Origin of the sequence: Pseudomonas multiresinivorans (assembly GCF_012971725.1) — a bacterium.
GTDB lineage: Bacteria > Pseudomonadota > Gammaproteobacteria > Pseudomonadales > Pseudomonadaceae > Pseudomonas > Pseudomonas multiresinivorans.
Genome location: NZ_CP048833.1, coordinates 804,744 through 828,014, shown reverse-complemented (window position 1 = coordinate 828,014; position 23,271 = coordinate 804,744). Strand labels below are relative to the sequence as shown.

Genomic DNA, 23,271 nt, shown 5'->3' with positions numbered 1-23,271 from the left:
CCTTGCCCGCCGCCTGCAGAATCAGTTTTCCAGCGCCTTGTACTTTTCGCGCAGGCGGTTACGAATGGCGATGGCCGAGAAGTTCAGCAGGGCGATCACCATCACCAGCAGCAACGCGGTGGCATATACCAGCGGGCGTGCAGCCTCGACGTTGGGGCTCTGGAAGCCGACGTCATAGATGTGGAAGCCCAGGTGCATGATCTTCTGGTCCAGGTGCACGTAGGGGTAGTTGCCATCCACCGGCAGCGCCGGAGCCAGCTTCACCACGCCCACCAGCATCAGCGGTGCCACTTCACCCGCGGCGCGGGCCACGGCGAGAATCAGGCCGGTCATCATCGCCGGGCTGGCCATCGGCAGGACCACTTTCCACAAGGTCTCGGCCTTGGTCGCGCCCAGGGCCAGCGAACCTTCGCGGGTAGCACGCGGGATACGCGCGAGGCCTTCCTCGGTGGCCACGATCACCACCGGCACCGCGAGGATAGCCAGGGTCAGCGAGGCCCAGAACAGGCCCGGCGTGCCAAAGGTCGGCGCTGGCAGGGCCTCGGGGAAGAACATTCGGTCGAGGGATCCGCCCAGCACGTAGACGAAGAAGCCCAGGCCGAACACGCCGTAGACGATCGCCGGAACGCCCGCGAGGTTGTTCACCGCGATGCGGATGATCCGGGTCAGCAGGCCCTGGCGAGCGTACTCGCGCAGGTAGACCGCGGCGATCACACCGAACGGGGTGACGATCACGGCCATCACCAGGGTCATCATCACGGTGCCGAAGATGGCCGGGAAGATACCGCCCTCGGTGTTGGCTTCACGTGGGTCGTCGCTGAGGAATTCCCACAGTTTCTTGAAGTAGAAGCCCAGCTTGGTGGCGACGCCCATCTGGTTGGGCTGGTAGGCGTGCACCAGCTTGCCGACGCTGATCTCGGTTTCCTTGCCGGAGGCATCGCGCATGACGATGCTGTCGCGGTTGAACTCCTGATGCAGGCCGTTGAGCTGCTCTTCCAGCACCTTGTACTGGGCGTTCAGCTCGGCGCGGCCGGCGGCGATGTCGGCCTCGGCGGTGGCATCCAGCTTGTTGTTCAACTGCAGGCCACGTTCCTTCAGGCGGAGGCGCTCAAGGCCATGGTTGATGCCGCCGATGTCCTTCTTCTCCAGCCGATACAGCTTGGAGTAGAGCTCATCGACGCGCTTGAGCCGGGTCTGCAGCTCGGCCATGGCGCCGGGACCTTCGGCAACGACCTTGCCGTTTTCCTTGACGCTGAGCAGGTAGCCGTAGAAGTTGCCCCACTCGCGGCGCTCCAGGGTCACCAGCTCGGCGGGGTGATGACGATCGGTCAGCCACTCGCCGATCACCCAGGAGAAGTCGCTGCCATACAGGTCACGGTTGCCCAGCTTGAGCAGTTCGCGGGTCATGAATTCCGGGCCGTTGTCCGGCACCGGCAGGCCGGCGCCGCGCAGGCGCGCACGCGGTACCTGCTCGACTTGCACTTCCTCGCCGATCAGGGTCTTGGGCCCTTCACCGGGGACGCTGTACGTCGCCTCGATCACGTCCGCCGGCCAGAAGTGGCCGAGACCGCGCACGGCGATCACGGCGAGCAGGCCGATGGTCATGATCACGGCGATGGACACCGCACCCGCGTTCATCCACACCCAGGGAGAACCGCTGGCGAACCACGCTTTGACGGATTCCTGTTTCTGTTTCACGGAACTAGCCTCGTCGGGCGGCGCTTAGAGCGACGCGTATTTCTTGCGCAGGCGCTGACGGATCAGCTCTGCCAGGGTGTTCATCACGAAGGTGAAGGACAGCAGTACCAGTGCCGAAAGGAACAGCACGCGGTAGTGAGTCCCGCCGACCTCCGACTCGGGCATTTCCACCGCGACGTTCGCCGCCAGCGTTCGCATGCCCTGGAAGATGTTCACGTCCATGACCGGGGTGTTGCCGGTGGCCATCAGTACGATCATCGTCTCGCCCACGGCGCGGCCCATGCCGATCATCAGCGCGGAGAAGATGCCCGGGCTGGCGGTCAGGATCACCACGCGGGTCAGCGTCTGCCAGGGCGTGGCGCCCAGGGCCAGGGAGCCGTAGGTCAGGCTGCGCGGCACGCTGAAGATGGCGTCTTCGGCGATGGAGAAGATGTTCGGGATCACCGCGAAGCCCATGGCCAGGCCGACTACCAGGGCGTTGCGCTGGTCGTAGGTGATGCCCAGGTCGTGGCTGATCCACAGGCGCATGTCGCCACCGAAGAACAGGGTCTCCAGGTGCGGGCTCATCCACAGGGCGAAAGCGCCGGTGGCGAGGACCACAGGGATCAGGATCGCCGCTTCCCAGCCGGCCGGCAGGCTCAGGCGGATGCGCTCGGGCAGTCGGCTCCAGATCAGGCCGGCGGCGAGGATGCCCAACGGCGTAAGCAGCAGCAGGCTGAAGATACCGGGCAGGTGGCCTTCGACGTAGGGCGCCAGGAACAGGCCGGCAAAGAAGCCGAGGATCACGGTCGGCAGCGCTTCCATCAGCTCGATCACCGGCTTGACCTTGCGGCGCATGCCCGGAGCCATGAAGTAGGCGGTGTAGACCGCGGCGGCAATGGCCAGCGGCGCGGCGAGGATCATCGCGTAGAACGCGGCCTTCAGCGTACCGAAGGTCAGCGGCGACAGGCTCAGCTTGGGCTCGAAGTCGGTGGTCGCGGCGGTGGACTGCCAGACGTAGGACGGTTTGTCGTAGCTCTCGTACCAGACCTTGCCCCACAGCGCACTGAAGGACACCTCAGGGTGCGGGTTGCTCAGGTTGAAGCGACGCAGCTCGCCACCCTGCTCTACGATCAGGCGGTTGGCGCGCGGGGACAGGGCCATCGGACCGGCGGACGGAGCGACGTTCTCCGCCAGCAGCGTGCGGTGCGCGGTGCTGTGGAAGATGCCCAGGTTGCCTTGCTTGTCGAGGGCCAGGAAGCCCTTGCGGCGCTGCTCCGGCGCGATGCTGGAGATCGGCTGGTCGCCCAGCTTGAAGTCACGTACGTGGGACAGGCGCGGTTCGCCATCTTCACCACGGGCCATGAACCACTGACCGATGCCGCCCTTGGAGTCGCCGACCATCAGCGAGATGCCACCCAGCAGTTGGCTGCTGGCGGTCACTTCGGCGGAGGCATCATCCAGCAGCTTGTAGCGGCCGTTGAGCTGGTGGGTATTCAGGTTGAAGACGTCGGCCTGGGCACGTCCATTGAGCACATAGAGCCACTGCTTGCGCGGGTCCATGTAGATGGCTTTCACCGGGTCGGCGATCTGCGGCAGGTTGATGCGCTCTTCCTGCAGGGTGCTTTCGCCGGTCAGCATGTTTTCCTGCTGGGTCAGGCCGAGCAGGAGCATCTCGCTGCCGGTGGACGCGGCCAGCAACAGGCTGTCATCACCCGAGACGATCGCCACGTGCTCCAGCGGGCGGCCCTGGGGATCCAGGTTCATCGCGGCTTCGCCATAGGGATAGTCGATGTGCGGAGTGATGGTCTTCTTGTTGTCCGGGTAGGTGACCTTGTAGTTGTGCTTGAACACCAGCACCTGACCGTTGGACAGGCCCAGCGCGACGGTCGGGTGACCCGGCTGGTCCTCGGCGATGGAGGTGACGCTGGTGCCGGCAGGCAGCTTCAGCGCAACGCGGTCCATCTCGTCGCCTTTCTTGGCGTCGAAGAACACCACCTCGCCGTTCGCGGCGACGCGCATGCCCACCATGTTCTGCTCTTCGATGCTCAGCAGCAGCGGCGCCTGGGCCGTCTTCAGCCAGGCGGGAGCCAGGGGTTCGCGGGTCTCCAGTTCGGCGCCGCGGAACAGCGGCAGCACGACGTAGGCGAGGTAGAAGAAAATCAGGGTAATGGCAGCCAGTACGGCAAGACCGCCGACCAGGACGTACCAACGGGTCAGTCGATCCTTCAGCGCCCGGATACGGCGCTTGCGCTGCAGGGCAGGCGTATTGAAATCGATCCGCTCGGGGAGAGAAGAAGTCATCGGGGAGTTGGCCATGTCGTTCATGGAGTGACACCCTAGCGGCCCTATATGACAGAAAGATGACATGGAAGTGACGCGACAAAGCCCACCAGCAGAGCCATGCTGGCGGGCTCGGTCGAGTAAGCGTCAGCCCATGCCGGACGGGGATCTCCGCCCGGTTTGAAGGCTGATTACAGACCCAGGTCCTTGATCGCTTTTTCGGCGACTTTGGACGGCAGCGGGATGTAGCCATCTTTCACGACAACCTGCTGGCCGGTCTTGGAGAGCACCATCTTCAGGAACTGGGCTTCCAGCGGGTTCAGCGGCTTGTTCGGCGCCTTGTTGACGTAGACGTAGAGGAAGCGCGACAGCGGGTAGCTACCGTTCAGGGCGTTAGCTTCGTTGTCTTCGATGAACTCGCCGCCTTCTTTCTTGGCCAGGGCAACGGTCTTCACGCTAGCGGTCTTGTAACCGATACCGGAGTAGCCAACGCCGTTCAGGGACTGGCTGACCGACTGCACCACGGAAGCCGAACCCGGCTGCTCGTTCACGTTCGGCTTGTAGTCGCCTTTGCACAGGGCTTCTTCCTTGAAGTAGCCGTAAGTGCCGGAGACGGAGTTACGACCGAACAGCTGGACGGGCTTGTTGGCCCAGTCGCCGGTCAGGCCCAGGTCGCCCCAGGTCTTCACTTCCGACTTGCCGCCACACAGGCGGGTGGAGGAGAAGATGGCGTCGACCTGTTGCATGGTCAGGCCTTTGATGGGGTTGTCCTTGTGCACGAAGATGGCCAGGGCGTCCACGGCAACCGGAACAGCAGTCGGCTTGTAGCCGTACTTCTGCTCGAAGGCCTGCAGCTCGACGTCCTTCATCTTGCGGCTCATCGGGCCCAGGTTGGCGGTGCCTTCGGTCAGAGCCGGCGGCGCGGTGGAGGAACCGGCGGCCTGGATCTGCACGTTCACGTTCGGGTACAGGCGCTTGTACTCTTCCGCCCACATGGTCATCAGGTTGGCCAGAGTGTCGGAACCGACGCTCGACAGGTTACCCGACACACCGCTGGCTTTCTGGTAGTCCGGCAGAGCCGGATCGATCGCGGCCACCGCACTGGCGGTGCCTACGCCTGCGGCGACAAAAGTCAGGGCCGCCATCAAACGCTTGAGTTTCATGCCTTGCTCCTTAAGGAGAATGGGGTTGGATGGAACGGGGGCCAGTATCGTGAGGCCGCATGAAGACTCTATGACACTAATGTGACAGTTGGATGAAGTGCCATCAGTGCTGCAGCAGAGGTTTTGTAACAGCAAGAATGGCGCCTTCCGAATGGGGAAAATCGCGCTGAAATGACTGTTCTAGAGCGCCTATTGCTGAGTCTGCCCCGACGACTCGCCGGCTCGTCGCGGGGCTCATCCGGCCACGATCATCGCAGCGATGAAGCACCCCATGCACACCAGATACGGCAGCAGGAGCCATTTATAAATGCCATGCCGGCGTCCGAGAAAGAAGCCGAAGCCTGGGATGATCAATGCAAGCAGCGCAGTTGGTCCCGCTCGCGTAAGCAACAGGAAGAAGGCAAGCAACTGGCCGACGCTGAGGCTCAGAACACCCAGCAGAATGAGGGTTGAAATCAACGTTTCCATGTCGAGGGGCGACCTTTTTCCCGCGCAAAAGCAAAACCCCCGGCCAGCGATGCTGACCAGGGGTCTTGGGATAGGAGCTTGACGATGACCTACTCTCACATGGAGAAACTCCACACTACCATCGGCGATGCGTCGTTTCACTACTGAGTTCGGGATGGGATCAGGTGGTTCCAACGCTCTATGGTCGTCAAGCAATTCTTTATGGACGCTCGTGGCAAGTGCACACGTTCATCCAGATTCGGGTATGTGACAGGTATTTGCGGTTCACACGAACTTTCGGTTCGTTACGTCTTCACCGTACAACACGCAAATTGTTTGGGTGTTATATGGTCAAGCCTCACGGGCAATTAGTATCGGTTAGCTCAACGCCTCACAGCGCTTACACACCCGACCTATCAACGTCGTAGTCTTCGACGGCCCTTCAGGGGAATCAAGTTCCCAGTGAGATCTCATCTTGAGGCTAGTTTCCCGCTTAGATGCTTTCAGCGGTTATCTATTCCGAACATAGCTACCCGGCAATGCCACTGGCGTGACAACCGGAACACCAGAGGTTCGTCCACTCCGGTCCTCTCGTACTAGGAGCAGCCCCTCTCAAATCTCAAACGTCCACGGCAGATAGGGACCGAACTGTCTCACGACGTTCTAAACCCAGCTCGCGTACCACTTTAAATGGCGAACAGCCATACCCTTGGGACCGGCTTCAGCCCCAGGATGTGATGAGCCGACATCGAGGTGCCAAACACCGCCGTCGATATGAACTCTTGGGCGGTATCAGCCTGTTATCCCCGGAGTACCTTTTATCCGTTGAGCGATGGCCCTTCCATACAGAACCACCGGATCACTAAGACCTACTTTCGTACCTGCTCGACGTGTCTGTCTCGCAGTCAAGCGCGCTTTTGCCTTTATACTCTACGACCGATTTCCGACCGGTCTGAGCGCACCTTCGTACTCCTCCGTTACTCTTTAGGAGGAGACCGCCCCAGTCAAACTGCCCACCATACACTGTCCTCGATCCGGATAACGGACCAGAGTTAGAACCTCAAGCATGCCAGGGTGGTATTTCAAGGATGGCTCCACGCAGACTGGCGTCCACGCTTCAAAGCCTCCCACCTATCCTACACAAGCAGGCTCAAAGTCCAGTGCAAAGCTACAGTAAAGGTTCACGGGGTCTTTCCGTCTAGCCGCGGATACACTGCATCTTCACAGCGATTTCAATTTCACTGAGTCTCGGGTGGAGACAGCGCCGCCATCGTTACGCCATTCGTGCAGGTCGGAACTTACCCGACAAGGAATTTCGCTACCTTAGGACCGTTATAGTTACGGCCGCCGTTTACCGGGGCTTCGATCAAGAGCTTCGCTTTCGCTAACCCCATCAATTAACCTTCCGGCACCGGGCAGGCGTCACACCCTATACGTCCACTTTCGTGTTTGCAGAGTGCTGTGTTTTTAATAAACAGTCGCAGCGGCCTGGTATCTTCGACCGGCATGGGCTTACGCAGTAAATGCTTCACCCTCGCCGGCGCACCTTCTCCCGAAGTTACGGTGCCATTTTGCCTAGTTCCTTCACCCGAGTTCTCTCAAGCGCCTTGGTATTCTCTACCCAACCACCTGTGTCGGTTTGGGGTACGGTTCCTAGTTACCTGAAGCTTAGAAGCTTTTCCTGGAAGCATGGCATCAACCACTTCATCATCTGAAAGATGACTCGTCATCAGCTCTCGGCATTAAGACCCCGGATTTACCTAAGATCTCTGCCTACCACCTTAAACTTGGACAACCAACGCCAAGCTGGCCTAGCCTTCTCCGTCCCTCCATCGCAGTAACTAGAAGTACAGGAATATTAACCTGTTTCCCATCGACTACGCTCTTCAGCCTCGCCTTAGGGACCGACTAACCCTGCGTCGATTAACGTTGCGCAGGAACCCTTGGTCTTTCGGCGTGGGAGTTTTTCACTCCCATTGTCGTTACTCATGTCAGCATTCGCACTTCTGATACCTCCAGCAAGCTTCTCAACTCACCTTCACAGGCTTACAGAACGCTCCTCTACCGCGCATCTTGCGATGCACCCGTAGCTTCGGTGTATGGTTTGAGCCCCGTTACATCTTCCGCGCAGGCCGACTCGACTAGTGAGCTATTACGCTTTCTTTAAAGGGTGGCTGCTTCTAAGCCAACCTCCTAGCTGTCTAAGCCTTCCCACATCGTTTACCACTTAACCATAACTTTGGGACCTTAGCTGACGGTCTGGGTTGTTTCCCTTTTCACGACGGACGTTAGCACCCGCCGTGTGTCTCCCACGCTGACACTTCCAGGTATTCGGAGTTTGCATCGGTTTGGTAAGTCGGGATGACCCCCTAGCCGAAACAGTGCTCTACCCCCTGGAGTGATACGTGAGGCGCTACCTAAATAGCTTTCGAGGAGAACCAGCTATCTCCGAGCTTGATTAGCCTTTCACTCCGATCCACAAGTCATCCCCTACCTTTTCAACGGGAGTGGGTTCGGTCCTCCAGTCAGTGTTACCTAACCTTCAACCTGCTCATGGATAGATCGCCCGGTTTCGGGTCTATACCCAGCGACTAAAACGCCCTATTAAGACTCGCTTTCGCTACGCCTTCCCTATACGGTTAAGCTCGCCACTGAATATAAGTCGCTGACCCATTATACAAAAGGTACGCAGTCACCTAACAAAGTAGGCTCCCACTGCTTGTACGCATACGGTTTCAGGTTCTATTTCACTCCCCTCTCCGGGGTTCTTTTCGCCTTTCCCTCACGGTACTGGTTCACTATCGGTCAGTCAGTAGTATTTAGCCTTGGAGGATGGTCCCCCCATATTCAGACAAAGTTTCTCGTGCTCCGTCCTACTCGATTTCACTTCAAAGAACCTTTCACATACGGGGCTATCACCCACTATGGCCGCACTTTCCAGAGCGTTCTGTTAGATTCAAAGAAGCTTAAGGGCTAATCCCCGTTCGCTCGCCACTACTAAGGGAATCTCGGTTGATTTCTTTTCCTCAGGGTACTTAGATGTTTCAGTTCCCCTGGTTCGCCTCTTGCACCTATGTATTCAGTACAAGATACCTAGCTTATGCCAGGTGGGTTTCCCCATTCAGAGATCTCCGGATCAAAGTCTGTTTGCCGACTCCCCGAAGCTTATCGCAGGCTACCACGTCTTTCATCGCCTCTGACTGCCAAGGCATCCACCGTATGCGCTTCTTCACTTGACCATATAACCCCAAGCAATCTGGTTATTGTCTCGAACGTGAAGACGACATTCGCCGAAAATTCGCGCTTGAACTCGCAAATTTTACCTTGACTTGAATAATCACCAGTGAAAGAGATTATTCAGTCTACTTCTATCACATACCCAAATTTTTAAAGAACAGTTCTGGCACAAAGACCAGACATCAATGTTCGTTCAACCTGAACATTCATGTCTGAGCTTTCGACGATTTAATGGTGGAGCCAAGGAGGATCGAACTCCTGACCTCCTGCGTGCAAAGCAGGCGCTCTCCCAGCTGAGCTATGGCCCCATCGGATCGCAGCACACCACAACAATTGGTGGGTCTGGGCAGATTCGAACTGCCGACCTCACCCTTATCAGGGGTGCGCTCTAACCAACTGAGCTACAGACCCAATCGTCTAACCAGTGAATCAAGCAATTCGTGTGGGAGCTTATGAAGAAGCTGAGATCTTCGATTAAGGAGGTGATCCAGCCGCAGGTTCCCCTACGGCTACCTTGTTACGACTTCACCCCAGTCATGAATCACTCCGTGGTAACCGTCCCCCTTGCGGTTAGACTAGCTACTTCTGGAGCAACCCACTCCCATGGTGTGACGGGCGGTGTGTACAAGGCCCGGGAACGTATTCACCGTGACATTCTGATTCACGATTACTAGCGATTCCGACTTCACGCAGTCGAGTTGCAGACTGCGATCCGGACTACGATCGGTTTTATGGGATTAGCTCCACCTCGCGGCTTGGCAACCCTCTGTACCGACCATTGTAGCACGTGTGTAGCCCTGGCCGTAAGGGCCATGATGACTTGACGTCATCCCCACCTTCCTCCGGTTTGTCACCGGCAGTCTCCTTAGAGTGCCCACCATAACGTGCTGGTAACTAAGGACAAGGGTTGCGCTCGTTACGGGACTTAACCCAACATCTCACGACACGAGCTGACGACAGCCATGCAGCACCTGTGTTCCGATTCCCGAAGGCACTCCCGCATCTCTGCAGGATTCCGGACATGTCAAGGCCAGGTAAGGTTCTTCGCGTTGCTTCGAATTAAACCACATGCTCCACCGCTTGTGCGGGCCCCCGTCAATTCATTTGAGTTTTAACCTTGCGGCCGTACTCCCCAGGCGGTCGACTTATCGCGTTAGCTGCGCCACTAAGATCTCAAGGATCCCAACGGCTAGTCGACATCGTTTACGGCGTGGACTACCAGGGTATCTAATCCTGTTTGCTCCCCACGCTTTCGCACCTCAGTGTCAGTATCAGTCCAGGTGGTCGCCTTCGCCACTGGTGTTCCTTCCTATATCTACGCATTTCACCGCTACACAGGAAATTCCACCACCCTCTACCGTACTCTAGTCAGGCAGTTATGGATGCAGTTCCCAGGTTGAGCCCGGGGATTTCACATCCATCTTACCAAACCACCTACGCGCGCTTTACGCCCAGTAATTCCGATTAACGCTTGCACCCTTCGTATTACCGCGGCTGCTGGCACGAAGTTAGCCGGTGCTTATTCTGTTGGTAACGTCAAAACAGCAAGGTATTAACTTACTGCCCTTCCTCCCAACTTAAAGTGCTTTACAATCCGAAGACCTTCTTCACACACGCGGCATGGCTGGATCAGGCTTTCGCCCATTGTCCAATATTCCCCACTGCTGCCTCCCGTAGGAGTCTGGACCGTGTCTCAGTTCCAGTGTGACTGATCATCCTCTCAGACCAGTTACGGATCGTCGCCTTGGTAGGCCTTTACCCCACCAACTAGCTAATCCGACCTAGGCTCATCTGATAGCGCAAGGCCCGAAGGTCCCCTGCTTTCTCCCGTAGGACGTATGCGGTATTAGCGTTCCTTTCGAAACGTTGTCCCCCACTACCAGGCAGATTCCTAGGCATTACTCACCCGTCCGCCGCTGAATCCGGGAGCAAGCTCCCATCATCCGCTCGACTTGCATGTGTTAGGCCTGCCGCCAGCGTTCAATCTGAGCCATGATCAAACTCTTCAGTTCAATACTGCTTGGGTTTTGAGAAAACCCTAAACTTGGCTCAGCAATCGCATGCTCAATTTAATGAGCTAAAACTCTCGAATTCACGAGTGTTACTTGCGTTGCTGATAATCAGTCGATCATCAGTCTTACATCACAAGCACCCACACGAATTGCTTGATTCAACTTGTTAAAGAGCAGTTGGTTAAGACTTTCGTCTCAACCGAGGCGCGCATTCTACGCTAACCTCATCTTTCGTCAAGCTTTATTTTTCGAAAATTTCTTTTCTACTCAATCGCTTGGGCCTCAGTGAAGGAGACCTTCTCATCAGCGGGAGGCGCATTCTACAGCGATCAAGCTCACTGTCAAGCACCTCGGCGATCTTCTTTTCAGCTCACTGCCGGAGCAGCTAATGAAGAGTGGCAAGTGAATCACCCGCCTGATCACCACTCCCATCTTTGAATCTTTGTAAGTACTTGATTTTCAAGTTCTTTCAGCGCTTCGTCGCTGGGAGTGGTGCGCATTATAGGGAGTTTAAATTGAGCGTCAACGACTAATTTAAACTTTCTGCAAAAAACTGTCCGGTCGATCAGTTTACAGCCATCTCCTGCCCTCGCAGAAGGCGCTCCTGGCGCAGCAGGTAGGCACCGACCAGCAGGCCGACCACACAAAGTGCCACCACATAATAAGCCGGGCCCAGTGGGTCCTCCTTCATTAGTAGCGCGACGACCATCGGGGTAAGGCCACCGAAAATGGCGTACGCCAGGTTGTAGGAGAAGGACAGCCCGGTAAAGCGCACCACCGGCGGGAAGGCGTTGACCATGACATAGGGCACCGCGCCAATGACGCCGACGCACAGGCCGGTAATCGCATACAGCGGGAACAGCCAGTCCGGATGCGCCTTCAAGCTGGTGTAAAAGGTCCAGGAGACGACACCCAGCAGGATGCTTCCAACTATAAAGGTACGACCCGCGCCGAAACGGTCGGCGAGGCGACCGGCCAGGATGCAGCCGACGCTCAGGCAGACGATGGCCAGGCTGTTTGCCTTCAGCGAAGTGGCCGCGTCAAAGCCATAAACGGTCTGCAGTACCGACGGGGTCATCAGGATCACCACCACAATGCCGGCAGACAGCACCCAGGTCAGCAGCATGGACAGCACCACCGCCGGGCGATGCTCACGCACCACCACACCCAGCGGTACTTCCTCCGCCAGTTGCTTGCGCTGCTGCAACTCGGCAAACACCGGCGTCTCGTGCAGCCATCGGCGCAGGTAGACGGAGAACAGCCCGAAGATGCCACCCAGCAGGAACGGGATTCGCCAGGCATAGCCGTGCACTTCTTCGGCACTGAAGACGCTGTTGATCAGAGTCGCCACCAGCGAACCGATGAGGATGCCGGCGGTCAGACCCGACGTGAGCGTGCCGCAGGCATAGCCCACGTGGCGATGCGGGACGTGCTCGGCCACGAACACCCAGGCGCCCGGCACCTCACCACCGATGGCAGCGCCCTGGATGACGCGCAGCAGCAGGAGCACCAGCGGCGCCCAGATGCCGATCTGCTCGTAGGTCGGCAGCAGGCCCATGATCAGTGTGGGCACGGCCATCAGGAAGATGCTCAGGGTGAACATCTTCTTGCGGCCCAGCAGGTCGCCGAAGTGGGCCATGACCACGCCGCCCAATGGGCGCGCCAGGTAACCGGCAGCGAACAGGCCGAAGGTCTGCAGCTGGCGCAGCCATTCCGGCATGTCGGCGGGGAAGAACAGCTTGCCGACCACGGTGGCGAAGAAGACGAAGATGATGAAGTCGTAGAACTCCAGGGCGCCGCCCAGGGCGGACAACGAGAGAGTCTTGTAGTCGCTGCGGGTCAACGGACGTGACGCAGGCGCGGCAGGAGCGTTCACAGAAGGCATGGTGCTTTTTATCTCTGCAGGCAAGGTGGCTGCGGCCGGCAGCCGCAGGTGCCGCACCATAGCAAATTGCGCGAAGACGACACAGCGGACGCGCCCACGGGAAAATCTCGAAGTCCTGCGGTCGTCGCACAGGGCCCTGCTTCTATATAATGCAGCCGGGCCGATCAAAAGCTGTCCCAAGGCCTTGCACCGGCAGGTGTCTTGGGAGAGTTTTTCCATAACCTCACCATGAGTACGCCGGGGGCACGAGGCCCTTACCTATGATCGAGCTTGAACAAGAAGATCCCATCCCGCAGGGCGACCTGGCCTTGCAGATCACCGCCCTGCCGCGCGAGACCAACGGCTTCGGCGACATCTTCGGTGGCTGGCTGGTGGCGCAGATGGATCTCGCCGGAACCGCCATGTCCAGCCGCATTGCCGGTGGCCGCGTAGCCACGGTAGCCATCGACCGCATGGCCTTCCTGGTCCCGGTCGCTGTCGGCGCGCAGCTCTCCTTCTATACCCAGACCCTGGAAGTGGGCCGAAGCTCGATCCGCATGCTCGTCGAAGTGTGGAGTGACGACCCGCTGTCCAGCGAATGGCGCAAGGTCACCGAGGCGGTGTTCGTCTTCGTCGCCATCGACGGCAGCGGTCGTACCCGCCCGGTTCCTCCGCGTCGTGGCTGAAAACTGAAAACGCCGGCTCTCTCGCCGGCGTTTTCGTCTCTGCCTTACGGAATCAGCGCTGCGGTTTTCCGCGCACCGGTGCACCTTCAGCCTTGAAGTAGTCAGCAGTGCTGCGCGGCAGCGCCGGGCGACCGCGAACCTTATCGGCGATCTTCTCGGCCATCATGATAGTGGTGGCGTTGAGGTTGCCGGTGATGATCAGCGGCATGATCGACGCATCGACCACCCGCAGCCCTTCCATGCCGTGCACGCGACCCTCGCCATCGACCACCGCCATGTCGTCATCGCCCATCTTGCAGGAGCAGGACGGGTGGAAAGCCGTTTCCGCATGTTCGCGGACGAAGGCGTCGAGGTCTGCATCGCTCTGCTTGTCCAGGCCCGGGCTGATCTCGCGGCCGCGATAGGGGTCGAGCGCCGGCTGGTTCATGATCTCGCGGGTGATGCGGATGGCGTCGCGGAACTCCTGCCAGTCCTGCTCGCAGGACATGTAGTTGAACAGGATGCTCGGGTGCTTGCGCGGATCGCGGGAAGTCAGGTTGATCCGGCCACGGCTGGGAGAGCGCATCGAGCCAACATGGGCCTGGAAGCCGTGCTCGCTCACCGCGTTGCTGCCGTTGTAGTTAATCGCCACCGGCAGGAAGTGGTACTGGATATTCGGCCACTCGAATTCCGGACGACTGCGAATGAAGCCACCGGCCTCGAATTGGTTGCTCGCACCCAGGCCGGTGCCGAGGAACATCCATTCCGCGCCGATCTGCGGCTGGTTCCACCATTGCAGCGCCGGGTACAGCGACACCGGCTGCTTGCAGGCGTACTGCAGGTACATCTCCAGGTGGTCCTGGAGGTTCTGGCCAACGCCGTGCAGGTCATGCACGACTTCAATGCCCAGATCGCGCAGCAGGGCCGACGGGCCGACACCGGATCGCTGCAGCAACTGCGGAGAAGCGATGGCGCCGGAACACACCAGCACTTCGCGGCGTGCACGCACTTCCTTCAGATCATTGTCATCACCGTGCAGGTAGGTTGCGCCGATGGCGCGCTTGCCACTGAACAGGATGCGGTCGGTCAGCGCGTGGGTGACGATGGTCAGGTTCGGCCGCCCGCGGGCCTGGTCCAGATAGCCACGAGCGGTACTGGCGCGACGGCCCTGTGGGGTGACGGTACGGTCCATCGGACCGAAGCCTTCCTGCTGGTAGCCGTTGAGGTCTTCGGTACGCGGATAGCCGGCCTGCACGCCGGCCTCGACCATGGCGTGGAACAGCGGGTTGTTGCCGGCCTTGGGCGTGGTGACGCTCACCGGGCCGCTGCCGCCGTGGTAGTCGTTGGGGCCGATGTCGCGGGTCTCGGCCTTGCGGAAGTACGGCAGGCAGTCGAGGTAGGTCCAGTCTTCCAGGCCCTTCTCCTGCGCCCAGCCATCGAAGTCCATGGCGTTGCCGCGGATGTAGCACATGCCGTTGATCAGCGAGGAGCCGCCCAGGCCCTTGCCGCGCCCGCATTCCATGCGGCGGTTGTTCATGTGTGGTTCCGGATCGGTCAGGTACGCCCAGTTATATCGGCGACCCTGCAGCGGATAGGCCAGGGCGGCGGGCATCTGGGTGCGGAAGTCGGCTCGGTAGTCCGGACCACCGGCTTCGAGCAGCAGGACGTTGACGTCCGCGTCCTCGGTCAGGCGGGTGGCCAGTACGTTACCGGCCGATCCAGCGCCGATGATGATGTAGTCGTATTCCTGGGACATGCAGGCCTTCCTCTTTTTTCAGGCACGACACCGCCCGCGACGCGTGCGCGCCGGTGTCTGCGTGTTCGAAGATGGCCGGTGGTCAGGGAGTCATGCCTGCGACCGGCCTTTCATGGCTCGATCGCGGCGATCAGAACACCGAGGTGTAGTCGCCCAGCTCTACCTGTACGGATTTGATGCGAGTGTAGTGAGCCAGGGTGGTCAGGCCGTTCTCACGACCGACACCCGATTGCTTGTATCCGCCAACCGGCATCTCGGCCGGCGATTCGCCCCAGGTGTTGATCCAGCAGATGCCCGCTTCGAGGCGGTGAATCGCTCGGTGCGCGCGGGTCAGGTCCTGGGTAACGACGCCGGCGGCGAGGCCGTACTCGGTGTCGTTGGCGCGGCGGATGGCCTCGTCTTCGGTGTCGTAGACGAGGATGCTCATGACCGGCCCGAAGATTTCCTCGCGGACGATGGTCATGTCGTCACGGCAGTCGGTGAACACGGTAGGCGCGACGTAGGCGCCCTGGCCGAACTCGCCCTGGGTGACGCGCTCGCCACCGCACAGCAGGCGGGCCTTCTGTTCTTTGCCGGACTCTATATAGGAGAGCACGCTCTCCATGTGTGGGAAGCTCACCAACGGGCCGAAGTTGGTGTTTTCGTCCTGCGGGTTGCCCAGGCGAATGCGCTTCACGCGCTCCAGTACCTTGGCCTCGAAGCGCGCCTGCAGGTTGCGCGGGATGAACACCCGCGTGCCGTTGGTGCAGACCTGGCCGGAGCTGAAGAAGTTGGCCATGACGGCGATATCAGCGGCGCGGTCGAGGTTCGCGTCCTCGAAGATGATCAGCGGTGACTTGCCGCCCAGCTCCATGGTGACTTCCTTGAGCGAGGAGCTGGAGGCGCTGGCCATGACCTTCTTGCCGGTAGAGGTGCCGCCGGTGAAGGAAATCTTCTCGATGACGGGGTGCTCGGTCAGCCACTGGCCGACTTCGCGGCCGCTGCCGGTGAGGACGTTGAACACGCCATCGGGCAGGCCGGCCTCGGTGTAGATCTCGGCGAGCTTGAGCACGGACAGCGGGGTGACTTCGCTGGGCTTGAAGATCATCGCGTTGCCGGCGGCCAGGGCCGGCGCGGATTTCCACAGGGCGATCTGGATCGGGTAGTTCCAGGCGCCAATACCGGCGACCACGCCCAGTGGCTCGCGGCGGGTGTAGACGAAGCTGGTCTCGCGCAGCGGGATCTGCTCGCCTTCGATGGCGGGCACCAGGCCAGCGTAGTACTCAAGTACATCGGCGCCGGTGACGATGTCGACGAAGCGGGTTTCGGCCAGCGGCTTGCCGGTGTCGAGGGTCTCCAACTCGGCCAGGTCGTCATTGCGTTCGCGGAGGATATCGACGGCGCGGCGCAGGATGCGCGAGCGCTGCATGGCGGTCATCGCTGCCCAGACTTTCTGCCCTTCCACCGCGCTCTGCACGGCGCGCTCTACGTCTTCCTTCGAGGCGCGCTGTACCTGGGCGAGGACTTCACCGTTGGCCGGATTGATGGTCTCGAAGGTGGCGCCGCTGGTGGCTTCCACGTAGCGACCGCCAATGTAGAGCTTCTGTACTTCGAATCGAGCCATGGTGCGGTGGTCCTCTCTTGTCGGTGTCAGCGCAAGGCTGCGCCCGCTATCCGGGGCGCTTGGCCAGTTGTTGGTCGAGGTAGTCGTAGGCAATCGCCAACGCCTGCTCGGTGTCGAAGGCGTCGCCCGAGAGCGCGCCCCGCAGCCAGAGGCCGTCAATCAGCGCGGCCAGCCCGCGAGCGGCGCTGCGGGCCTGGGCCAGCGGCAGTTCGCGGCGGAACTGGCTGCACAGGTTCGAATACAGCCGGTGGTCGTTGATCCGTTGCAGGCGACGCAGCTGCGGCTGATGCATGCTGCTGGCCCAGAACGCCAACCAGGTCTTCATGGCCGGGCCGTTGACCTGGGAGCTGTCGAAGTTGCCGGCGATGATGGCGCGCAGATGCGAGCGCGGTTCGTCGTTGCGCAAGGTAGCGCGGCGCTCGGCGACAGCCTTGCTCAATGCCGACATCAAATGTCGCATCGTCGCGTCCAGCAGCCCGTTCTTGTCCTGGAAGTAGTGGCTGATGATGCCGTTGGAGACCCCCGCCAGGCGGGCGATCAGGGCGATGCTGGCGTCGCTCATGCCCACCTGGTCCACCGCCTCGAGGGTCGCGTGGATCAGCTGGGAGCGGCGAATCGGCTGCATACCGACCTTGGGCATTTTTCAATCTCCTCTTCGCCGGGCGTACCTGTGCCGTCCGGCGATACTGTGGGCCAGTCTATTCGTTTTTTATTGAACGCTCAATCAACTAAGAATATGCTGCGCTGTATCAACGCCTTGAGGCGCCCGCATGGCGGGGCCTGTACCGTTCATCACTGCACCGCACTCCAACCCGCAAGGATCGCAGAATCCGCGCCGGATGTGTCGCGGCACGCTCTCCCCGGTGACGTCACCAGACGGCACCCGCCCGTTGCGACGGGCCCTTCACAGCCCGGCCCGTGCCGGGCTTTCTTTTTTGGGTTCTCGTTGTAGGAGCGAGCTTGCTCGCGAACCGCCCAGCGACGGCGCTGCCGGTGAACTCGATTCGCGAGCAAGCTCGCTCCTACAGTGGCCGGCATGACCTGGCGCAAGCGCTGGGGAATCGGCAGAGCTATGGTTTCAGCCATACCCCTCGCGAGGATCGCCGTCATGTCGCAACACCCGCTCTGGCAGGCCCTGGGCCGCCACTGGAAATGGATCGCCCTGCGCGGCGTCGCTGCCCTGCTATTTGGCATCCTGGCCATGGTCTGGCCGGGCATCGTACTCACTGTGATGGTGCTGTTCTTCGGCGCCTACGCCTTCGTCGACGGCCTGTTCACCCTGATCGCCGCCGCGCAGATGCGCGAATCAGGACGGCCCCTGTGGCCGCTGGTACTGGTAGGTCTGCTGGGGATAGCGGCCGGGCTGGTCGCCTTCCTCTGGCCGCAGTTGACTGCACTGGGCCTGCTCATGCTGATCGCCGGCTGGGCGCTGGTGATGGGCGTGCTGCAGATCATCGCCGCGATCCGTCTGCGCAAGGCGCTGCAGAACGAGTGGTGGCTGGGACTTTCCGGCGCGATATCGGTGCTGTTCGGCGTGCTGATGATCGGCAACCCGGGGGCCGGAGCGATCGCCGTAGCCTGGGTGATCGGCGCCTACTCAGTGTTCTTCGGCGTGCTGCTGATCCTGCTCGCACTGCGCCTGCGCAAGACCTCGACCTTCAATGCCTGATGAGCGGGACTGGTGCCTACTGCGCCTGGACGACAACGGCAACCGCTTCATCATGCGCCGCCAACTGACCCGCGCCGAGGCCGAAGCCCTGGCGCGGGACTACCAGGCCCGCGGCCACAAGCAGACCTACTGGGCGGAGCGCGACGGCCTGCCGCGCCAGTGAGTCAACGCGGGCCTGTCCGGGCGGATCACCCCAGTGACTTGTTCAGGCGCGTCACGGCGATGGTCATCATCATGACCGCGAAGGCCGAAAGCATCAGCATCTCCTGCCACAGCTCGATCAGCGGCGCGCCGCGCAGCATGATCCCCCGCACCAGGCGCAGGAAGTGGGTCATGGGCAGGATTTCGGCGATCCATTGCGCCAGCGGCGGCATGCCCGAGAAGGGAAAGGCGAAGCCGGACAGCAGTATCTGCGGAACGAAGATCAGGAAGGCCAGCTGCAGCGCCTGGAACTGACTGTTCACTATGGTAGAGACCAGCACTCCCAGCGTCAGGTTGGCGAGAATGAACACCAACAGAGCCATGTACAGCTCCAGCAACGAGCCGCGTAATGGGACCTGGAACAGCAGGTTGCCGGCCAGCAGCACGATCGACGCCTGGATGATACCTATGCCGACGAAGGGCAGCAGTTTGCCGAGCGCCAGCTCCCAGGGCGAGACCGGTGTGGAGATGAGCATCTCCATGTTGCCCTGGTCTCTCTCCCGCACTATGCCGTTGGCGGTGTACAGCACCATGGTCAGGGCGAGGATGAGTCCCACCAGCCCCGGCACGGTGTTCACCTGCGTCAGCCGCTCGGGGTTGTACAGATTCACGACCTCCAGGGCAGACATCGATCTCCAGCCGGGCGGGCGGTATTCGGTCAGTTGCCGTGCGGACGCCTGAATCGTCAGGTCCGAGCCGTCCACCACCAATTGCAGGGGCGGACGCTGCACGTCATGACGGGCGAGCCGCGCCGCGAAGTCGGCCGGTACGGTCAGCACCGCATGGATGCGTCCCGCGCGGAGCAGGCGATCCCCTTCCTCTGCCGAATGCAGCCAGTAACGCAGATCGAGTACCTGGCTGGCACCAATCTCCGCGACGACCTCCCTGGAGACCGCCGTGTCGGAAAGGTCGAGAACCGCGGCACTCAGCCCCCGCACGTCCAGGTTGATGGCGTAGCCGAACAGCACCAGCTGCAGCAGCGGAATGATCACCACCATGCACGAGGTCATCCGATCCCGCCGCAGCTGGCGCAACTCCTTGAGCATGATGGTCTGGATTCGAAACCAGTTCATGCAACGCTCCTGGGGCATGTCGCGTTGACGAAGACATCCTCCAGGTTCGGCTCGGCCAGCGTGATGGTCACCTCCACCCCACAGCGCGCGAGCCTGGGTTTCAAGTCCACGGCAACCTCCGGATCTGCACAGAGCACCCGCAGAGTGCCGCCGATCTGCGACATCCCGATCACCTCGTCGACCTCCTCCAGCAGCCGCTGCACCCGCCTGGGCTCATCGCATTCGATCAGCAGCGCCCTGCCCGGCAATGAGCGCATCAGATCCTGAGGGCTGCCGTCGACGGCAACTCGGCCAGCGTCGAGGATGCACAGGCGGGTACAGCGCTTGGCCTCATCCATGTAGTGCGTGGAGACCAGCAGTGTCGCTCCGCCCTCGGCCAGTTCGAACAGCGAGTCCCAGAAGTCCCGGCGCGATTTCGGGTCGACAGCGCTGGTGGGCTCATCCAGCAGCAGGATATTCGGCCGGTGCAGTACCGCCCCGGCCAGGGCAAGCCGCTGCTTCTGCCCGCCACTCAAGGTTCCGGCCAGTTGCTGGCGCAGCTCGGTCAGGCGGTAGCGCTCGAACATCTCGTCGACCCGCGAGCGCAGCGGCTGCCCGCGGATACCGTGGATGCGCCCGAGGAACTCGAGGTTTTCGGCGACGGAAAGGTCCTCATACAGGGAGAATTTCTGGGTCATGTAGCCGATATGCCCCTTCAGCGATTCGACATCACGGGGAATTCTGCAGCCCAGGACCTCGATTTCCCCCGAGGTGGGGCGCAACAGACCACAGAGCATGCGGATGGCAGTGGACTTGCCGCTGCCATTGGCGCCCAGGAAACCGAAGATTTCGGTCCGACGCACATCCAGGTCCAGGTGATCGACGGCAAGGAGATCGCCGAACTTCTTGGTCAATCCGCGAGAGTGAATGACGATGTCAGTGCTGGACATTTGCTTCGAACCTCGCCTGAACGGGCAGGCCCGCCGGCAATTGCCGGGCGGCCTCGTCTTCCAGGACGGCTTCCGCGCGGTAGCTGAGATGACTGGCGTCTTTGCCCGCCAGCGCATAGTAGGGGGTGAAGCTGGCTTCGCTGCGCAGGCTGCGGATGCGCGCCGCAAAAGGCTGGCTTACGCCTTCCACCTGAACGACAAGGCGGTCGCCGACGGCGATACCTGCACGGCGTGACGCGGGGATGAACAAGCGTACGTACGGCACCTCACCGACCAGCAGGCTGGCGACCTCAGCGCCTTGCGGCGGCTGGTCTCCCGGACGGAAAGGGAGCGCATCGACCCGCCCGGCCCGCGGCGCGCGAATGTCCAGCCGTCCGCGCACAGCGGTCGCCAGGGCGAGACTGGCCTCGGCGGCTCGCACATCCGCGCTGGCCTGCTCGAGCTGTTCGGCGCGCGCGCCACTGACCAACGCCTTGAGATTGGCACTGTCGGCCCGATCGGCGCTGCTCATCTGATCGCGGTCGGCCCGCGCCCGGTCCAGCTCCGCGTTCGTCGCCATCCCGCGCATGTGCAGTTGCTCCACGCGCTCATAACGCCGCTGCGCCTCGAGCTGCGCTGCGTGGCGACTGGAAACCCTGGCCCGAGCCGCCTCGACGTCTTCACTGCGCGAACCGTTCGTTAGTTCCTGGGCTCGCCACCTGACGCGATCCAGCGTGGCCCTGGCCTGGGCGATCTGCGCGTCCTGACGCTGAGGGTCGAGACTGAGCAGAAGCTGCCCGGCTTCGACCTTTTCGCCCTCCACCACACTCCAGCTCAAGACAGGTTCGGCGACCTCGGCGAGTATGCAAACGCGATCCCATTCCAGCGTCCCCATGAGTGGATGCGTGCTTTCACCATCACACCCGTACAACCCGAACACCATGAGCAACCACAGGCCCCGCTTGAGGGAAATCATCCGACACTCTGCTCCATCACCCCAACGACCTTTGCAGGCCTACCGCGCGGCGCTGAAAGAAGATTCAGTACCGCTTTTGGGAAGCCAGCATCTGGATTCCCGGTGCAGGGAATGATGAGCGGGGGTCAGGGAGATAGCTGTCAGAGATGACCGATGTCGCTTCGGGAAACGGCCATGATTACGCCGGTTTTGTCGGCCAGGCTCTTCGCAGCTGGTCCAGCGCCTTGGCAATCCGGGCTTCAGGCACGGCCGCAAAGCCGAGAACCAGTCCGGCGCGCTCATCCTCGGCCTCGGGGGAGTCCGGCAGCCAGTAGTCGCTCAGCGCGTTAACTTCCACGCCTACCGCCGCCGCGCGTTGCACCAGTTCGAGTTCACGCTGGCGGCTATCGACCCGCACGCACAAATGCAGGCCCGCCTCCACCGCCGGCATCGGCGCGCAGCCGTCCACTTCCGGCCAACCACGCAGCAATGCATCGCGGCGACTGCGGGCGGCACGGCGCATGCGGCGGACATGCCGCTGGAAGTGCCCTTCAGCGATGAAGTCGGCCATCACCCGCTGGGTGCCGACCTCGGAGTGGCGTACGTCCAGCGCCCGGCGGCGGGCAAAGGCCTGCGCCAGCGCCGGCGGCACGACGAGATAGCCCAGGCGCAACGCCGGGAAGGCGATCTTGCAGAACGTGCCGACGTAGAGCACGCGGTCGTGCCGATCCAGCGCCGCCAGCGGCATCAGCGGCGTGCCGCTGTAGCGGTACTCGCCGTCGTAGTCGTCCTCAACGATCCAGCCGTCGCTGCGTTCGGCCCATTCCAGCAACTCCAGGCGGCGCGCCAGCGAGAGCGTCACCCCGGTGGGGTACTGGTGCGAAGGCGTGACGTAGACCAGCCGGCAATCCGGCAATTGTTCCAGTTGGTCGGTGCGCAGACCGTCCGTGTCCACCGCAACGCCATGCAGGTGCGCCCCCGCTGTGGCGAACGCATGCCCGGCGGCGCGGTAGCCAGGGTTCTCGATGGCAGCGCCATCGCCGGCGGCCAGCAGCACCTGGGCGCACAGCGCAATGCCCTGCTGGGCGCCGCTGGTGATGATGATCTGCCCGGCGTCGCAGTGCAGCCCGCGAGTCGTCCGCAGGTAGGCAGCGACCAGCTCGCGCAGGCGCTGCTCGCCGGCCGGGTCGCCGTAGCCCAGGCAATCCAGCGGCGGATCGCGCCAGAAGCGCGCCTGCAGCCGCGCCCAGGTATCGAAGGGAAACAGGTCGAAGGCTGGCACCCCTACCCGGAACGCACGCGGTTCGCCAGTGGGCGGCAGGGGCAGGTGATGCCGCGCCAGCCGTTCAAGGGACGGCGCGTCCGGGCTGCGCGCCTCGCTGCGGATCGTCTCGACCGAAGGCTGCACCCGCTCGGCCACATAGGTGCCATCGCCGGTGCGGCCCTCGATGTAACCCTCGGCGTAGAGCTGCTCGTAGGCGCGCACCACGGTGTTGCGCGAGACGTTCAGCGACGCCGCCAGGTCGCGGCTGGCCGGAAGCCGCGAACGCGCCGCGAGGCGGCCATCGAGGATGCGCTCGCGCAGCGCCTGGAACAGCTGCAGGCCCAGCGGTTGGGCAGGATCGAGGCGAATGCCGGAAGGGTTGAAAGGCAGCGGAACACTCATGGGACAGCTTCCAGGAAAACGACAATGGTTCCTTTGATTTGATCATGAATGGCTCTTTAGCAGAACCAATTCCGCGCCTAGGCTGGAAGCAC

General features: G+C 61.4%; 15 protein-coding genes, 2 tRNA genes and 3 rRNA genes. 3 read left to right on the top strand and 17 right to left on the bottom strand.

Annotated features, from left to right (window positions below; genetic code table 11):
* Positions 1-21: 21 nt before the first annotated feature.
* From pstA to G4G71_RS03740, 10 genes are all read right to left on the bottom strand, one after another.
* The gene (gene pstA, locus G4G71_RS03785; RefSeq protein ID WP_169935457.1) at positions 22-1,698 is read right to left on the bottom strand and encodes a phosphate ABC transporter permease PstA; all 1,677 of its coding nucleotides are present in this window, start codon (positions 1,696-1,698) and stop codon (positions 22-24) included.
* Positions 1,699-1,722: 24 nt separating this feature from the next.
* Entirely contained in the window at positions 1,723-3,756 is a 2,034-nt protein-coding gene (locus G4G71_RS03780) for an ABC transporter permease subunit (protein WP_169942507.1), read from the bottom strand.
* A gap of 395 nt (positions 3,757-4,151) precedes the next feature.
* On the bottom strand, positions 4,152-5,123 hold the full coding sequence (locus G4G71_RS03775; RefSeq protein WP_054910037.1) for a phosphate ABC transporter substrate-binding protein PstS: 972 nt from the start codon (positions 5,121-5,123) through the stop codon (positions 4,152-4,154).
* A 234-nt stretch (positions 5,124-5,357) separates the two neighbouring features.
* The gene (locus G4G71_RS03770) at positions 5,358-5,591 is read right to left on the bottom strand and encodes a hypothetical protein (RefSeq protein WP_169935456.1); all 234 of its coding nucleotides are present in this window, start codon (positions 5,589-5,591) and stop codon (positions 5,358-5,360) included.
* A gap of 76 nt (positions 5,592-5,667) precedes the next feature.
* A 5S ribosomal RNA gene (rrf, locus tag G4G71_RS03765) occupies positions 5,668-5,783 on the bottom strand.
* A 134-nt stretch (positions 5,784-5,917) separates the two neighbouring features.
* Positions 5,918-8,809: ribosomal RNA gene (locus tag G4G71_RS03760) — 23S ribosomal RNA — on the bottom strand.
* Between the two features lie 230 nt (positions 8,810-9,039).
* A tRNA-Ala gene (locus tag G4G71_RS03755) sits at positions 9,040-9,115 on the bottom strand.
* A gap of 26 nt (positions 9,116-9,141) precedes the next feature.
* Positions 9,142-9,218, bottom strand: a tRNA-Ile gene (locus tag G4G71_RS03750).
* 64 nt (positions 9,219-9,282) lie between these two features.
* Positions 9,283-10,819, bottom strand: a 16S ribosomal RNA gene (locus G4G71_RS03745).
* Together the 16S, 23S and 5S rRNA genes with 2 tRNA genes alongside form the textbook arrangement of a ribosomal RNA operon.
* 565 nt (positions 10,820-11,384) lie before the next feature.
* Entirely contained in the window at positions 11,385-12,704 is a 1,320-nt protein-coding gene (locus G4G71_RS03740) for an MFS transporter (protein ID WP_169935455.1), read from the bottom strand.
* 260 nt (positions 12,705-12,964) lie between these two features.
* Between G4G71_RS03740 and G4G71_RS03735 the strand changes: the two genes are divergently transcribed.
* A complete protein-coding gene (locus tag G4G71_RS03735; protein ID WP_017521585.1) occupies positions 12,965-13,369 on the top strand; it encodes an acyl-CoA thioesterase in 405 nt (134 codons plus the stop codon).
* 52 nt (positions 13,370-13,421) lie between these two features.
* On the opposite strand, the gene betA is transcribed toward G4G71_RS03735, so the two are convergent.
* The 3 genes from betA to betI form a co-directional block, all read right to left on the bottom strand.
* The gene (gene betA, locus G4G71_RS03730; protein WP_169935454.1) at positions 13,422-15,104 is read right to left on the bottom strand and encodes a choline dehydrogenase; all 1,683 of its coding nucleotides are present in this window, start codon (positions 15,102-15,104) and stop codon (positions 13,422-13,424) included.
* 130 nt (positions 15,105-15,234) lie between these two features.
* The gene (gene betB / locus G4G71_RS03725; RefSeq protein ID WP_169935453.1) at positions 15,235-16,707 is read right to left on the bottom strand and encodes a betaine-aldehyde dehydrogenase; all 1,473 of its coding nucleotides are present in this window, start codon (positions 16,705-16,707) and stop codon (positions 15,235-15,237) included.
* 46 nt (positions 16,708-16,753) lie between these two features.
* Complete coding sequence (betI, locus tag G4G71_RS03720) at positions 16,754-17,347, bottom strand: transcriptional regulator BetI (RefSeq protein WP_054909619.1); 594 nt, start codon at positions 17,345-17,347, stop codon at positions 16,754-16,756.
* A gap of 468 nt (positions 17,348-17,815) precedes the next feature.
* On the opposite strand from betI, the gene G4G71_RS03715 reads away from it, so the two are divergent.
* Positions 17,816-18,376 carry an HdeD family acid-resistance protein gene (locus G4G71_RS03715; RefSeq protein WP_169935452.1) on the top strand — a complete coding sequence of 187 codons (561 nt, stop codon included), beginning with the start codon at positions 17,816-17,818 and terminating at the stop codon, positions 18,374-18,376.
* Entirely contained in the window at positions 18,369-18,539 is a 171-nt protein-coding gene (locus tag G4G71_RS03710) for a hypothetical protein (RefSeq protein ID WP_169935451.1), read from the top strand. Before G4G71_RS03715 ends, G4G71_RS03710 begins: the two co-directional genes overlap by 8 nt.
* A gap of 25 nt (positions 18,540-18,564) precedes the next feature.
* On the opposite strand, the gene G4G71_RS03705 is transcribed toward G4G71_RS03710, so the two are convergent.
* The 4 genes from G4G71_RS03705 to pdxR form a co-directional block, all read right to left on the bottom strand.
* A complete protein-coding gene (locus tag G4G71_RS03705) occupies positions 18,565-19,650 on the bottom strand; it encodes an ABC transporter permease (RefSeq protein WP_169935450.1) in 1,086 nt (361 codons plus the stop codon).
* Positions 19,647-20,579 carry an ABC transporter ATP-binding protein gene (locus G4G71_RS03700; RefSeq protein WP_169935449.1) on the bottom strand — a complete coding sequence of 311 codons (933 nt, stop codon included), beginning with the start codon at positions 20,577-20,579 and terminating at the stop codon, positions 19,647-19,649. Before G4G71_RS03700 ends, G4G71_RS03705 begins: the two co-directional genes overlap by 4 nt.
* On the bottom strand, positions 20,566-21,534 hold the full coding sequence (locus G4G71_RS03695) for an HlyD family secretion protein (protein ID WP_169935448.1): 969 nt from the start codon (positions 21,532-21,534) through the stop codon (positions 20,566-20,568). Before G4G71_RS03695 ends, G4G71_RS03700 begins: the two co-directional genes overlap by 14 nt.
* Before the next feature lie 178 nt (positions 21,535-21,712).
* Complete coding sequence (gene pdxR / locus G4G71_RS03690) at positions 21,713-23,179, bottom strand: MocR-like pyridoxine biosynthesis transcription factor PdxR (RefSeq protein WP_169935447.1); 1,467 nt, start codon at positions 23,177-23,179, stop codon at positions 21,713-21,715.
* Between the last annotated feature and the right edge of the window lie 92 nt (positions 23,180-23,271).